Consider the following 13,500-nt stretch of genomic DNA (forward strand, 5'->3'; position numbering starts at 1 on the left):
TCTCAGCCGGTTTTTCTCGCGCCTAAAAATTCGGGAAGAATTCGCACCTCTATGATGTTGTCAGATCGGTTGGAAAAACGCATATTCATATTCGTGGCGGCGCGAAGTCGATGGTGCCGGCCGAATGCGGCCGCGAGGGGTCACGTCCTCCCGCTACTTTACTCCTTCTCAATCCATTTCAATGCACGGCGCTGATCGACCTGATAGATCGTGTGCAGCCGCAGGAAGCCATCCGCTGAGCGTTTGATGACCAGCTTCCACCAAGAAAGCCCCAGGCTGATATAGACCGCCCGTTCATTTTCCGATCGACCTTCGTCAACGATCGTTCCCAGATCAAGCATGTCCTGGACGATGCTGAAGGTGTCGATCGTCACCACTGCATGCTTTGCTGTCTTTGCCTGGATGGTATCGGTAGATGCCACGATCAGGGATGTCTTTGCGTCCAATGCTTCTTGTAGCTGTGGGGCGACCGCGACAGGAAGGTGCACCCGTTCCTTCAGCCCCGCGATCACTTCAGGAGTGCGGCCAGAGAACAGCTCCTGGATGCGGCCACGAGCAACATCGGGACCGGCTGCATCCAGTTCCTCGTTCAGTCGGTCAATCAGGGTGCGTGCACGGGACCGGCCGGGGTTGGTGTGCCAGCCCGGATCGATCCCGACTGGAACCTGTTCTTCGATGTCCCGGCGCTTGTGCTTGAAGGTTCTGGTTTCAATCTGAGGGGCTGTCTTTTCGATCCGGACCCACTCTCCATCAATCGTTAACCCGCCATCGGAAATCAGCCGGTTCGCTTCAAATCTGGTGACCTGACGGACGGCACATTTGCAACCCCAGCCATTCGGCGGGAAATGCGTGTTCCAGAAAGGGTCATCGACAGGCAGAAGAATACCGGCCCAGACGAGGTGTTCCGGTCGCGGATCGGAGGCAACGGAACGCACGTAGAGCAGATAGGGCAAAGCGCGCTTAGTTCGCTGAGCACGCTCCCATTGTCCCGCAGCTCGAGCGGAACGCATGTTTGACCAGAAGATTGTCTTCAGCCGGCGCGACCGGGAAAAGTCGACCAGGCTGTCCTCCGCGATGCCTGTTGGGTCCTTGACCCTGCGCGGCCCCCACCAACCAATCTTGGTGAGATCAGTGGCAATCTTCTTCTTCCAGGTGTCGAAACTTTCGCCGTTGGTGATCGCATCGTCTAGCGACTTCTGGAATGTGCCGAGCAGCTCCGTATCAACGGCCTTGGCAACCGTGAACGCAAAGGCATGTTCCTGCGCCCAGACATCCACCCACGAGAAGCCCGGCCGAAGCCGTTTCTGCCGGAAGTAATCCGTGACCTCTCGCGGTGTTTCGAAGTCCTTTGAGGTTTCGGCCAAATCAGTCCTCGTCTCTCACATCACCAAGGCCACGGGTAATTGCCGTGAACCGGGCAAGCGACTGGCGCATTGGTTCACTGTCTGGGCCGGCCTGGTCGAGACGGCGGCGCACGTCCTCAAAGTCGCTCGCTTCCAGAATGATCTTGCGAAGCGGTGCCAGGAGCGGATCGGTGACCGGCTCCCAGTCGATCGACCCGAACAGGCGGTCGAACTCGTCCAGGTCCGGGTTGGGATCGGAACTCAGGCTTGCGCAAGTCGCGCAGGCACAGCCAGCGACATGGGCGGCAAGCTTCGCTTTGTCACCTTCAGTCTCTGATCCGTTCTTTGTCGTTTTCGGATCGTTGGCCGGCGTCTCCACCTTCGCCACTGCCGGCGCTGTCAGGATCTCTTCATCTTGAGACGGCTCAGACAAGGCAAGCTTCTCGCGGACTTCCCGCTGCCCCACCTTCAACCCCATAGGCACCAATGTGCCGAGGGCGTTGGTGAGCGCCTCAAGATCTTCCGGCTGCGCGACCGGGAAGGAGACGAGCGGATAGACCTCCTGAGGGCCGAAGTTCATATTGACGAACGGAATGATCAGATCGCGGTTATAGGTGGCCGCCATCTGTTTGCCGTCCGCCTCGTTGATATCGAGACGCACCTCGTTATGGATTGCCGCCTGGGCAAGCGACGATCCATCATCGGCGGTCATCGTCTGGCCAACCACGACTTTCGAGACCTGCCGATCGACATAGTCGAGCAGCTCGCCGAAGACAGCCGAGCCATGGGAGCCTTCCACCTTGTGGAATTCAACGTCCATTCCCTGAGGGATGATGGCGGCCGCGTCGTTGGCGATCGCCTTTACCGCGCGGAGCAGAGTGCGCTTGTCCTGGTCGCTCGCCGTCGAGTGATAGCGGCCGACGCGGATCGGGATGCCGTAGATCTCGGAAAATGCCGCCCAGTCTTTCAGGCCGAACGACTGGATCAGGAATGCCCAGGCGGCCGGTCGGGCAAGGCCACGCCGCAACGGGATGCCAGCCTTGGTGCGAGGTTTGTGCACGATGAACTTCGCAGGCGGAAGTTCTTCGCCGTCAAGGTTGGTGTCAGTCGCCAGCAGGAGCTGCGTTAGCGATTTGCGATCGAATTGGAAGTAGCGCGGATCTCGCCATTTGTACTCCACCGGCCGGAGCGCCTTGCGCTCATACTCCCACATGATCTCGCAGACCGAATAGCCTTTGCCAATACCGTCTGTAAGTTCCCCGGTGGTCTCGTTGATATCCGCCCCATCCATCAGTTCCTTGACCGCGTCAACGATCTTGGTTGGTACACCCTCAGCAGCTTCCACGACAGGCGACAGGCCCTCGATCGCCAAGCGGCGGGTCTGCAACTGCGATGCATAGTGAAGGTAGCGTTCCTCCATTTCTTCAGCGAGCGTGAGATAGGCGCGCGCGTGGCCGTTCTGCGCATCGATCAGGATCTGAGCCAAACGACCGGGAGTGAGGCCTGAGGCTTCCCGGTCCTCGATCGTGCGCCGCACCCCCATGATTTCCGGGGTGGCGATTTCCTTGGACAAGGCGGCCTTTTCGATCGGCCGGCCATATTGGTCGATAAGCCCTACCAAAGCTGCCTCCCTGAGGTGTCGTTAAAGGCGCTGTCGGAAAGCGGGCTCTGCGAGGCCGTTTCTTCCTGCGCGGTGTAGGCGTATTCCGGAATGTCCCGCTCACTCGCAAAGTGGCCGAGCAGGCAGGCGATGCCGGCATCGCCGTGGCGCTTGCGTCCCCGCTTCGCCTTTTCAAGCGTGCGTTCATCGCTCGGGATCTGGGCCACGCCCTGGATCTGTTTGAAGCTCCTGAGATCCTGAAGGACATCGTCGTCGCGCGGGATTGACCGGATATCGCCATCTTCAAAAGCCTGTTTGAACTTCGGCGTATTCTCCCGGTACCACTCCTTGGAAAACTTGATCGCAGCAATCATGTGTTCGCCGAATTCTTGCTGCGCGACCTCAGCGAGGTAGGCTCCGTTGCCACCGGCGTCCATAGCGCCACCGGCAAAGCGCGGCAGGCCCCGGATCAGGTAGAAAAGGATTTGCTTCTGCTGCTCATAGGGAACGTTGCGCAGTTCGATCGTGAACGGCGTATCGAGGCGGAGATCCCGCCCGATAGAAAACGGCCACAAAACACTAAGGTCGGCAACGCGTGCAAAGTCTTCCCCGAAGACATGGCGCTGGCGTTTGTCGAGATCTGCGAGCAGCGGCCCGACCTCGCGATCGAGCCAATCTTCGACATAGGCAATCCGAACGGCCTCGGGTTTGAAAACGAAGTCGTCGCTGCATTCGAGGCGAACAACGGGAATGCCGTCCGCCATACGGGAGCGGATCAGCGCACCATTGAGGAAAGCCCCGGAGCCCTTTGACGGAATGCAGAACAGCTCTTCGTCAGCATCATCGCCATAGTCTTTCAGGATACCAGCGCGCCACTCAGCTTCGCCCTCGGGCGTCCACTCGTTTCCAGTCCGGAGACAGATCCGCTGGTAAAGCCCATCCCTCAGAGCATCGTCAAAATCGAAGCGGACGATCTCATAGCTTTTCTTGCCGGCGCGACAGTCCTGGATCAGCTCGTTGAACGGATTGTCTTCCCCATCATGGGTGGAAATGATGCAGACCTTGCCGCCCCAGATCAGGAACGCCATGGCGGCCTTGATCAGTTCCTTCAGATCGTCATGGAACGCGGCCTCATCGACAATGACAAAGCCTTGCCGGCCACGAAGGGATCGGGGTTTGGAGGTAAGCGCAACGATCTCGAAGCCGCTCGCAAACTGGATCCGGAACGCCTGGATGAAGCGGTCGGCACCCTTCTCATCCCTGCCATCCGGAAACAGGTACTCCTTGACGCTCGCAGCGATGTCGTAAAACGACTTCGCCCACATGCCGCAAACGTCGATGAACTCGCGCGCCATGTCGAGGTTGTAGCCGATGTACATGGCATCCATGCCACCGGCAGATCGTGCCGCGCCGGCTGTCAGCACGGCCTGTGCCCCCAGCGCCCAGGTGGCCCCGGTGCGCCGGCTCTTTTCGACAATGACGACTGAATGGATCGACGTGGCAGAGAGAAGCCGCTTCTGATAGTCGAGCAGCACATCGACATGGTCGATGTCTGCAAGTTCCTGCAGCTCAGGCGGAAGGCCGTAGAGCGAAGCGGTTCGCAGCTCCTGCCATTCCTCCTGGGTAATGGCACGGCCGATCTTGAATTCGTCCTGGTCGGAGACAGCGCTCATATATCAAGCCCGAGGATCTTGGCCTTGATGGCGCGGACAGTGTCCTGGGTAAAGCCTTCGGCCTTTGCCACCTGCTCGATCGCTTGGGTGGCTTTGTCTGCAAAGTCTTTCTCAACCTTCTGCCGTCGTGTGGTCGAAACACCCTGTGCCTGACACGCTGCCCGCAGAGCATTGGCAAGGTTCATGGCACCCTTAGGATCGACACCGCTTTCGCCGGCATCGGTCAAGAGTTCGAAGACCAGCGTCTTGATGGCCTCGGCCGCGATAAGGGTGAGATCGTCGGACGCCTCTGCGTCGAACCGCTCGGAGATCGTCGCGGCGATGGCGCGAGTGTCTTCCAGCCGGCGTGTCAAATGCGCCTGCTTGATGGAATAGCGATTGAAGGCGGAAAAGGACGGTATCTTGAAGTCGAGTTCGCCGCGATGATCTTTCTGCAGCTCTTCAAGCTTCAGATAAAATTCTTCGTAGATTTCCTTTTGAGTGTGCTCGCGCCCGCGCAGCTCGTTGGCCGCCCAGACAATGATTTCATCACATTCAGGCGGCAGTTGCTCGATCGCGGAGAGACGGCCACGGCCTTTGCGGCGATTTGCCATTTTAGCCCTCCACGGAAGGACGGCCAACGCCTTCCAGGAATGCCCGGCGCTCCACATGGTCGAGGCCAGCCCGCAACAGCTTCACGACCAGGACACTTCCAACCTCTTTCACGCTGACGGCGTTCAAGCCTTCAAGCATTCGGATCTGAGTGCGGACATAGTCGCGGGTTTTGAGGTGCCCGAAATTCTCAAGAACCTTGGTAAGGATGGTTTCATTGAGCTGATGATCATTCTGGCCGGCTAGCTCTTTCAGCATGATCAGCCGGCAGTCAGCGGCGACAACGTCGAGATAACTCATGTCAGTTGCTCTCCTTCATCAGAAAGCCTTCAACGCGGCGGACAGTGCGTGAGATCCCGGACAGGCTTTCGTCCAGCCGCCCGACCGTCCCGTCCAGTTGAGCCATGGCCAGTTTGAGTTCGTTCACATCGTCTTTGTTCGGCAGATGCTTCAGTTCGCTTTCGATCGACTGCACGCGCCGATCCAAATCAACCAGCTTGGCGTCAACCGCTTTGAGGTGTTCCGCATTGGCTTTGGCCTTGGAAGTGATCCAGGCGTACACGGACGTGAGCAGCGATATCGCGAGCGCCACCACACCAAGCCATTCCTTCAATCCATCTGGCATCGGGCCTTCTTTCTAGTCTTCACCGAACAAATGCCGACGCAGGATCAAATCAAGTTCGGTGGGTGTTAAAAGCATCATGTCCGGGTGGTCATCTGGACTGTTGCGGTCGGGCAACTCGCAGATATCCGTGGTGATTGCGCCAATCACTTTGCTTCTGGCATTTTCGCCAAGCCCTGAGAGGTCTGGCGGCTGCGTTTGAAGGCCTGCGAAATAGAGGTTCGCAAGAACTTGCGCATCCATCCGTCCCGCCAGATATGCAGCTTCTTCCCCCGGCGTTTTCTGCATTGCAGGGGCCTCACTTCAGGATCTTGATGGCACCGACAATCGTGCCGGTGTAAAACAGCCAGCGGATCATCTGCCCGCCCCATTCTTCCAGGATGGGGACTGTGGCCACCTTCCAACCGAACAGAAAAACGCTGTCCAGGATCACAGCCGCCCACCAGAAGCCGAGCGGCAAAACAAACAGGCCGGCGAACACCCAATAAAGCAGGTACTCGAATTTCGATTTCTGGAGATCCGCCATGATGCGTGATTCAGAGACTGCCGCCTTGACCACCTCAATGGTGGTCTGGGACTTGATCCGCTCCCGCTCGGTTCCGAGCGCGGCTTTCTGCTCCATGTAGCGGAGCGCCTTGTCGACCAGGCCGGAGCTGGCGAACTTGAGAACCCAGGCAAGAAGGAAGCTCATCCGATGTGCCTCCATTCCTTGGCATCGTAGAGCCGGCGCAATTTGATCTTGCGGGCAACGAGGTAGACAGCGACACCAATGGCAATGAGGGCGAGCCATTTGTTGCTGGAGATCAGTTGCAACACCGGCTGCACCATCCCGGCAACCTCCTGGATCGTGTCGGAAACGCCTTTGAGAGATTCAAGACCCTTCACGCCCGGAACCGTCTCCAAGGTTTCAGCGCCGGCACCTGTCGCCAGCACACCGATTCCGATCCGGGTCAGCCAGTCGGCCTGCTTGATGGTTTCCGAACCGGCCTTCCGAAGGTCTTTGACAGTGAGGTTTTCGCGGGTACCACCCGGCTGGTCTTTCACCGGGATGGCCTTGTCCAGCATATCGCTGGTCTTGGGACCGACGACACCGTCCGGCTGCAAGCCGTTGTCCGCCTGAAACGCAATGATCTGACGGCGGGTGGCCGGACCAAAATCACCGTCCGGTTTGACGTGATAGCCGAGGTTGACCAACCGCTCCTGGAGCGCCTTCACCCGGTATCCCTCGGACCCGAGGCGCAGCAAGCCGGGGTTATAGTCCACTCGACCCGTCTTGTTGGCGATCCGCTCATAGGCGGCTTTCATCAGGCCGGCATAACGCGCCACCTGTCCTGGGCCATTGTAGCGCCGGGCTATCGCGCGCCAATCGCGGTCGCGGATCGCCTGCAACAAGCCCACGCGCTCCAGATAGGTCAGGAAGGCTTCGATCTGATTGGCTTCGGTCTCGGCCAGCGCCAAGACGAATTCCTGCACGGTCGCATAGCCGCACAGCTGAGCGTTGAAGCCCATGATTTGCGGGCCGGCGTAGGAAGCCGAACGCAGGCCGGCTGTTTCCTCCAGCTCGACCATGGCTTCCAAACGATCCCAACGGGCATCAGAACCGGAGCCGCCCAAGCCTTTGTAGTTGGCCTTGCCCCACTTCGGTACCGCAAGGCCAAGGCGCTTGGCCTTGTTGCGCAGGTTCTGTGGAAGCTCCCGCCAGAAGACATGCTTTTCGGTGAGAATGATTAGGCGGCCCTTGTCATCAAAGGCGCGGCCATTGCTTTCGACTTCAAGGATCGCCTGCAGCACAGCAACTTCGCACTGCATGCGCGCGGCGGCCAGTCGGAGGACGCTGTCGTCGCTGAGCTTTCCTCCGCCTTGCCGGAGTTTGAAAATGATATCGGACATCGGGCCTCATCCTGGCGTCTAGGGAGGCCTTCAAGATCTGTTTTTCAGTGGGAATAGCGGGGCTGACAGGTGTCAGCCAGAGCGATTTAGCGTTCGGGAAGAGAATTTGAACGCCGTTTAATCGCTTGTCAAATGCCTAGAACAGCGAGCCTTGCTTGCTGTCTTCCTCTTCCCGGATCTTCTTGCGCATCCGGAACGCGGAGCGCTCCGACAGGCCGGCCCGCCGTGCGGCCTCGCGGGCGCTTGTACCCGCTTCCAGTTCCCTTGCAAGCCGGGTTCGCGCCTTTGCCATGCAGCCGGCCGGACCACGGGGAATGACAACGTGTCGAGCGCCAGCCTCGCGACCTTCCGGGGACAGGGTCCGCAGATGCTTGCAAATCAGGTCTGCCGCCTCTCGGCCGACAGTTTTCACGAGCCAATGATCGTCGGAGGCACGGGAAGGTATCGTGACGCGTGTCCCCCCGACCCGCTCGGCAATCGCGAACGCTGCCGGAAAACCGGCAATCTCCGCAATCTCTCCAAGCAGGCCGGGCAGGTCCTCGTTCATTTCTTCACCGACCGATAGAACTTGCCGAGCCGGTTCATGAGCTGGATCCAATCCGTGGAGTTCAGTGAACCCGGATAGTCTTTGCCACAGCACGCGACCATGTAAGTCGTAAGATTTTGCGCGGGCTCTTTGCCGACCTTTGCCAACTCCGCCCAGATGTGCAGGCAGATCTGAAACCGATAGTCGTTCAGAATTGGGGACTGGTTTTGATCCTGGGTGAACAGGTCGTAATTCTGCGTTGACCGGCGCAACCACATCTTCAGCGCATCTATCGCCTTGTTGGCGTCTCGGCCGTCCTGCAGAAACCGATGATGATCCAAACCGGTCTGACGCTGCAGGAACGCGGTCATGGCCTCATCGCTCTTGTTCGCGATGACACCGAGATTGTAACCGGCGATCCAGAGCGCCTGCAGCTTTTTGGCAAACTTGCCGGTCGCCCTCTTGCCCTGGGCCGCATTGGGGTCCTGTTCGGGCAGAAGCCGCTGCAGTGCAGAGATGACCTTCAGTTGCTCGGCTGATGCCATGCCCTTGCAGGATCGTTTCCCGGTTTCCCGCTCCAGCAGGTCCCGGTACGTATCATCGTCCAGGTTGGCGTTTTTCTTCAGGACATGGATCTTGGCGTAGGCGTTCATGATCCGGCCCTTTCCTTCTTGATCTCGTTGACTTCAATCATCGCTGCCGCAGCTAGTCGCATGTAACTGGGCCGCCGTTTCTGCCAGTCCTCGGCAAGGCTGGTGTCGGTGTCAGCGCTCAAGGGCTTCTCGATCGAGGACAGGCCGTCCAGCGTCAGTGTGCTGGCAACATGAGGCGCGTAGACGGTCTTGAACATCGCAAAGGCAATCCGCTCAAGTTGGCTCATCTGCGTTAGTCCTTGTAGGGTAAGCGGCCCTGGGCATATCCACCCACCGCACCTGCATCACCCATCGGTTCCATCCGGGTGGCTGGTTGCGGCGTGGCTTCCTGCCGGGCCTCAAGTTCACGTTGAAGGAGTTCGTTGGTCACCTGCTGAAGATCGCCCAGAAGGGCCTTCCGGTTTTGCAGGCGGTACCGGCTGTTCTCGGCCTTGCGCAGCAAAAGGGCACGCCTGTCGCGCAAGGCATCGGTCTCACTCAACACACGATGATCGGAGTTGGCGAGGCGGCGCATCTTATGAAGCTCCGGCCAGTTGTTTTTGCTGTGAGGCGCCATCCACGCCGTGGGACAGGTTGACGTCCTTTGCGGCAATGAAACCGGAAGCAACCACTTCATGGAAACGGACGGAACCCGACCGTTTTTTAATTGCCTCTAGGTTTGGAAACAGTTCCTCTTTGGCATGGATCGAAGCCTCAAGTTCCTTGCGGTTCGCAACGCCCTTGAAAAGCTCCAGAAGCCGTTCCTGCAGCCGGATTGCCATACCAAGCTTAAAGTCTGATACGGCCTGTCTCTTTGTCGCTTTCGACCTTCGGCGGCGATAGAACGTTGACTTGCGAAAGTCCCGAACTGCTTTCTTGATTGCGCGATCGCAAACGACCCAGAGATACGCGGCAATCTCGGGGCCTGGTTCTTTCCCGATGAACGTCAACCGATTACAATTCTGGTCACATTCCAGCACGAATGCACAATTCGTGCAGAGCGCAATGATGGTCCAGAGACGGCTTTCCGGGGCTTGACCGCGCGTATCGCATCTGGCCGAACTTTGATGGATCTCAAGATCCAGTTCCGAAAGACCAGCTTCTCTCATCAGGTCCGCTGCCTTGGCGGCGGCTGCCATCGCTTCCGCCTCGGTACAGCCATTCGCAGTCGTCTTGTCGCGCAAAGCATTGATGCGCTGTTTCAAACGATCAAGATCCATCGCCGCTTCCTCTCACAGCTTCGCTCCAACGCTCAAAGGCAACTCCGGATTTTTTATCCGCGTCGTAGAACGCACTTTCAGCCTTGTCCGCCGCCAGCCGTGTCTCGAGCATCTTCTGTTCGGCCTTGGCCCGTGCGAGACGGGCCTGGTCGTATTGGATACGGAGATCTTCGCTATTCACTTTCGACCTCCCGCACTGCGTCCACGATCTGCACAAGATCGTCGTATTCATCGGCAACCGACAGCAACCCGTAGGCGTGGCCATCTTCCCAAGCCTTTTCAAACATGAGGTCCAAGGCTTGCTTCGGCAGGTGTTCCACACCGTGGCGCTGCTCAAGTTGTTGCCGGATGTAAGCTTCACTGGACATCGCAACCCCCCTGGGCGTTCGAGATTGCGATCTCCAGGGGTGTCTCAACTTTGCGAAGGGCAGGCTTCTCATAGCCAAAGCGCTGGAGGTAAGTCCTGCGAGCTGACTGCCACGCTTTTCTGGCTGCAGCGGGTGCACTCTTGAGCGCGGGGCGTTCAGCATCCAACCGGGCGATCCGGTCTTTCAGCGGCAAGCTGTCCGGAAAGTCTTTCGTGACCTCGAACACATACCGTTCTGCTGTAGCCTTGAAGGTTCCCATCGTCACGCCGCCTTCGCCAGATCGATCGTGATGGTTTCCCAGTCCGCGTCCGGATGGTCGCGGCGATAGAAGCGTAGGTAGCTCTTGGAGCCGGTGACACGCATGGAATCTTTCAGAGCCGCCATGGCCCGCTGCCAGCGGTCATCTTCAATGTCAAGGCGGAGCAGCATCAGGATCTCGGACTTGTTGATCTGCCCCTCTTTGTCTGTATTGAAGGCACGAGTGACGATGGTGCGGATCTCTGAGCGGCTGTCCGAGGACCATTCAATCAGGCACTCATCGATCAGGACCTTCGCGGTCTGGATCTCCGGGCCGAAGTCGATGAAATCCGCGACCTGCACCTGCACCTTCATGCAGCCGTCGATGGTCTGGAACGTGGTGTTGCCCTTTTTGCCGCCCTTGGTCGCGTCATACTGCTGAGCAAGCAGAGCGGTCAGCGCCAAGAGATCCGCAAAGGTGTGATTGCGAAACCGGGCGATCTGGCCGGACAGCTCTTCGGCGAAGCCGATCACCTTGCGCACCGTCTCGTCTTCCAGCTTGTGCTGCGGTTTGACGTTTTCCAGCGGCATCAGATTGTTCTTGGCGTCCCGCATATACTTCTGGCCGTTGATGATCTCGACACCATCTTCCGGTGCGCTCGATACGGCGGTTTCAGTTGCTGCATTTTCCATCTTTAAAGTCCCTTTAATGTCCCACTAAACGCCGGGAGATACTCAAGCTGCTCCGCCCTCGTCCGGCCCGTCCGCCGAAGTGCGGATCGGGTTGGAGTGGACGGGCACGGGCCGTTTCGCCTTGGGAAACAGCTCGATCTTCGGATCGGAGAGATCGACCAGGATGGCCGGTTCACGGACGGCATTGGCTTCCAGCTGCTTTGCCATCCGCACGCATTCGGTCAGGATGCAGCCGAGGGCGGCAGTCCGGTGCGCCGGCAATGTCAGTTCGCCGTGGGCGTTCTTTCGGATGTCCAGCTCACGCGCCAGAAACTCCAGATCTTCACTGAGCATGGCCGCCTCCCTTCAAGCGGGAGTGAGGACAACGGTTCCGGCAAGCCCGGTAGAGCTTCGACCGGGTTGAATTGGTCACCGCCCTGGGCTTTGCCTGCCAGTCAAGGCAGATGTGTCGCCCGATCTTCCCGAGGACGGGGCAATCAACCGTGACGCCCATAAGCGCGCCACGCACCTTGTCCTCGAGCTTCGATAGGTCCCCTCGATACTTGTTGCTGATGGTTTGGCTGATCACGGCCGGGGAGTAACCGAGTCTGGCAGCACACGCATTGAGACCTTCGCAATCGGTCATGAGCGCGAGTTCCTCGACCCAATCCGGTACGCCGCCCACCCAGGCGTTAACCGCCTTCTGTTGCATGGAGAGCGTGTTCATGCCGCGCACTCCTCAGCGACAGGACGCCCCATGATTTCCTTGCGGTTCGCGTCATAAACGACTTTGGTGCGCAGGATCTTGGGCGGATTTGGTCCTGTGTTCATGGAGGACTTCAAGCGCCAGATCTGCTGAACCTTCGGGGACGCCTGCCGCAAAACCTGCAGATACCCGGCGCGGCTCAAATGGGTCACATACCGCTTGGCGGTTTCCCTAGGCACCTCAACACTGTCTGTCGAGGCGGACACAGCCAGCTCAATCAGTGTGAAGGTGGACAAAGCCCGCATGGCGTTCCAAAGATGCAGCTGCGCCAACCCTTGCGTTCCAGGGGTGCCGTCTCGGTTGATGATCGGCGTGGCAGAAGGACGCTTGAGCAGGCGGTAGACATTGTGCAGGGCAGTGCCACCACCCGCCGTGTTCGCAAGCCTTTTCTGGTCGATCACTTCCAGGAAGCCAGCAGCGTGCAAGCGTTTCAGAAAGTCTCCAACGCAAGTATCGTCCCGGTCGTTGGACCGCAGAGCAACTTCCCGTCTGGTGAACGTCCTCCGGTCCTTTCCAAGATCGCGCACCACGCTCCAGTAATGATCGTGTCCGCGAAAGATCGGCGTGCCGGCTGTAACAGTCAGTTCAAGCTGGATGGACATCAGGCAGCCCTCCGATTGACGCGGCGGGGCGGTTCGCCGGTGTAGAACCAGCCGTTGTCGAATGACGCGGCGTCGAACTCTGCCTCCCGGCTGTTGCGGGCATGCTCCAGCATCTTGTTGAGGTTTACGACGATGCGCCGAGCTCGGCCCTGCGTCGTGTCGACCAGGACATCAAGGAGATCGTCATGGATTTCGAGGTGCGGGCAGAACAGGTTCGCCAACGCCCTGGCATCATCGATATCGCAAGGCTCAGCAGGTACCCATTCAAGCACCCGGTTATGCACTCGCTCGACCTTCATCAACTTTGCAGGCAGCTGCTCTTCACCGATCAGCAACACTGGCACCTGACTGTGCTCCTGGATCTCGCGAACCAGCTCCAGCATGCCCTTGTCGGCCAGCTTGTCCGCTTCATCGATGATCAGCGGCCGCGTATAATCGTCGCCCAGAACCATGATCGCTTCTTCAGTGAGATCGGCGATCGTCATGCGACCCGGCTTTGCGCCGGCTTCGATCAGCAGCTTTTGCAGAAAGGTTTTCTTGTTCCAGCTGTCGCCTACTTCAAGGCGCAAAGCCCCTTTTTTGTTGGTGGCATAAAGGGAGGCATAGGTTTTGCCGTAACCGGAAAATCCGTGGAACACGCCGAGGCCCGGCAGGTGCACTCCGCGGTTGATCAAAGTTTCCATCAAAACAAGAAACCGGGAAACGTTCTTCAGGGCTGCGAGGCCACCGGGATTGACAGAGTTGTCTCCGTTCGTCAT

22 protein-coding genes are annotated in these 13,500 nt (G+C 58.6%); all 22 read right to left on the reverse strand.

The window, feature by feature from the left end; translation table 11 throughout:
- Positions 1-158 precede the first annotated feature (158 nt).
- The 22 genes from FIV05_RS08900 to FIV05_RS09005 all read right to left on the reverse strand — a co-directional run bounded on the left by FIV05_RS08900 (position 159) and on the right by FIV05_RS09005 (position 13,500).
- Positions 159-1,364 (reverse strand): phage minor head protein, encoded by a 1,206-nt coding sequence (locus FIV05_RS08900; RefSeq protein WP_152509305.1) that lies wholly within the window; start codon positions 1,362-1,364, stop codon positions 159-161.
- 1 nt (position 1,365) lies between these two features.
- Positions 1,366-2,964: a DUF935 domain-containing protein gene (locus FIV05_RS08905; RefSeq protein ID WP_152509306.1), complete on the reverse strand. Its 1,599-nt coding sequence runs from the start codon at positions 2,962-2,964 to the stop codon at positions 1,366-1,368.
- Positions 2,958-4,616: a terminase family protein gene (locus tag FIV05_RS08910; protein ID WP_286202277.1), complete on the reverse strand. Its 1,659-nt coding sequence runs from the start codon at positions 4,614-4,616 to the stop codon at positions 2,958-2,960. Before FIV05_RS08910 ends, FIV05_RS08905 begins: the two co-directional genes overlap by 7 nt.
- Positions 4,613-5,209, reverse strand: coding sequence for a DUF3486 family protein (locus FIV05_RS08915; protein WP_152507394.1), 597 nt, complete (start codon positions 5,207-5,209; stop codon positions 4,613-4,615). Before FIV05_RS08915 ends, FIV05_RS08910 begins: the two co-directional genes overlap by 4 nt.
- Position 5,210: 1 nt before the next feature.
- Positions 5,211-5,507, reverse strand: coding sequence for a hypothetical protein (locus FIV05_RS08920; protein WP_152509307.1), 297 nt, complete (start codon positions 5,505-5,507; stop codon positions 5,211-5,213).
- A gap of 1 nt (position 5,508) precedes the next feature.
- Positions 5,509-5,832, reverse strand: coding sequence for a DUF2730 family protein (locus FIV05_RS08925; protein ID WP_152507396.1), 324 nt, complete (start codon positions 5,830-5,832; stop codon positions 5,509-5,511).
- Between the two features lie 12 nt (positions 5,833-5,844).
- Positions 5,845-6,117, reverse strand: coding sequence for a hypothetical protein (locus FIV05_RS08930; RefSeq protein WP_152509308.1), 273 nt, complete (start codon positions 6,115-6,117; stop codon positions 5,845-5,847).
- Positions 6,118-6,127: 10 nt separating this feature from the next.
- Entirely contained in the window at positions 6,128-6,520 is a 393-nt protein-coding gene (locus tag FIV05_RS08935) for a hypothetical protein (protein WP_152509309.1), read from the reverse strand.
- On the reverse strand, positions 6,517-7,719 hold the full coding sequence (locus FIV05_RS08940; protein WP_152509310.1) for an N-acetylmuramidase domain-containing protein: 1,203 nt from the start codon (positions 7,717-7,719) through the stop codon (positions 6,517-6,519). The genes FIV05_RS08935 and FIV05_RS08940 overlap by 4 nt, the downstream gene beginning before the upstream one ends.
- A 136-nt stretch (positions 7,720-7,855) precedes the next feature.
- On the reverse strand, positions 7,856-8,266 hold the full coding sequence (locus FIV05_RS08945; protein WP_152507399.1) for a hypothetical protein: 411 nt from the start codon (positions 8,264-8,266) through the stop codon (positions 7,856-7,858).
- A complete protein-coding gene (locus FIV05_RS08950; RefSeq protein WP_152509311.1) occupies positions 8,263-8,898 on the reverse strand; it encodes a regulatory protein GemA in 636 nt (211 codons plus the stop codon). The genes FIV05_RS08945 and FIV05_RS08950 overlap by 4 nt, the downstream gene beginning before the upstream one ends.
- A complete protein-coding gene (locus FIV05_RS08955) occupies positions 8,895-9,125 on the reverse strand; it encodes a hypothetical protein (RefSeq protein ID WP_152509312.1) in 231 nt (76 codons plus the stop codon). Before FIV05_RS08955 ends, FIV05_RS08950 begins: the two co-directional genes overlap by 4 nt.
- A gap of 5 nt (positions 9,126-9,130) precedes the next feature.
- Complete coding sequence (locus tag FIV05_RS08960) at positions 9,131-9,412, reverse strand: gas vesicle protein V (RefSeq protein WP_152509313.1); 282 nt, start codon at positions 9,410-9,412, stop codon at positions 9,131-9,133.
- Position 9,413: 1 nt separating this feature from the next.
- The gene (locus FIV05_RS08965; RefSeq protein WP_152509314.1) at positions 9,414-10,097 is read right to left on the reverse strand and encodes a DUF2786 domain-containing protein; all 684 of its coding nucleotides are present in this window, start codon (positions 10,095-10,097) and stop codon (positions 9,414-9,416) included.
- Positions 10,087-10,278, reverse strand: coding sequence for a hypothetical protein (locus FIV05_RS08970; protein ID WP_152509315.1), 192 nt, complete (start codon positions 10,276-10,278; stop codon positions 10,087-10,089). Before FIV05_RS08970 ends, FIV05_RS08965 begins: the two co-directional genes overlap by 11 nt.
- The gene (locus FIV05_RS08975; protein ID WP_152509316.1) at positions 10,271-10,465 is read right to left on the reverse strand and encodes a hypothetical protein; all 195 of its coding nucleotides are present in this window, start codon (positions 10,463-10,465) and stop codon (positions 10,271-10,273) included. Before FIV05_RS08975 ends, FIV05_RS08970 begins: the two co-directional genes overlap by 8 nt.
- Positions 10,455-10,724, reverse strand: a complete 270-nt coding sequence (locus tag FIV05_RS08980) for a hypothetical protein (RefSeq protein WP_152509317.1) — start codon at positions 10,722-10,724, stop codon at positions 10,455-10,457. Before FIV05_RS08980 ends, FIV05_RS08975 begins: the two co-directional genes overlap by 11 nt.
- A gap of 2 nt (positions 10,725-10,726) precedes the next feature.
- Entirely contained in the window at positions 10,727-11,395 is a 669-nt protein-coding gene (locus FIV05_RS08985; protein WP_152509318.1) for a DUF3164 family protein, read from the reverse strand.
- A gap of 42 nt (positions 11,396-11,437) precedes the next feature.
- Positions 11,438-11,728, reverse strand: coding sequence for a hypothetical protein (locus FIV05_RS08990; protein WP_152509319.1), 291 nt, complete (start codon positions 11,726-11,728; stop codon positions 11,438-11,440).
- On the reverse strand, positions 11,718-12,101 hold the full coding sequence (locus FIV05_RS08995; protein ID WP_152509320.1) for a transcriptional regulator: 384 nt from the start codon (positions 12,099-12,101) through the stop codon (positions 11,718-11,720). Before FIV05_RS08995 ends, FIV05_RS08990 begins: the two co-directional genes overlap by 11 nt.
- Positions 12,098-12,742 (reverse strand): hypothetical protein, encoded by a 645-nt coding sequence (locus tag FIV05_RS09000; RefSeq protein ID WP_152509321.1) that lies wholly within the window; start codon positions 12,740-12,742, stop codon positions 12,098-12,100. The genes FIV05_RS08995 and FIV05_RS09000 overlap by 4 nt, the downstream gene beginning before the upstream one ends.
- A complete protein-coding gene (locus FIV05_RS09005; RefSeq protein ID WP_152509322.1) occupies positions 12,742-13,500 on the reverse strand; it encodes an ATP-binding protein in 759 nt (252 codons plus the stop codon). Before FIV05_RS09005 ends, FIV05_RS09000 begins: the two co-directional genes overlap by 1 nt.

Source organism: Labrenzia sp. THAF191a (assembly GCF_009363335.1).
GTDB classification, from domain to species: domain Bacteria; phylum Pseudomonadota; class Alphaproteobacteria; order Rhizobiales; family Stappiaceae; genus Roseibium; species Roseibium algicola.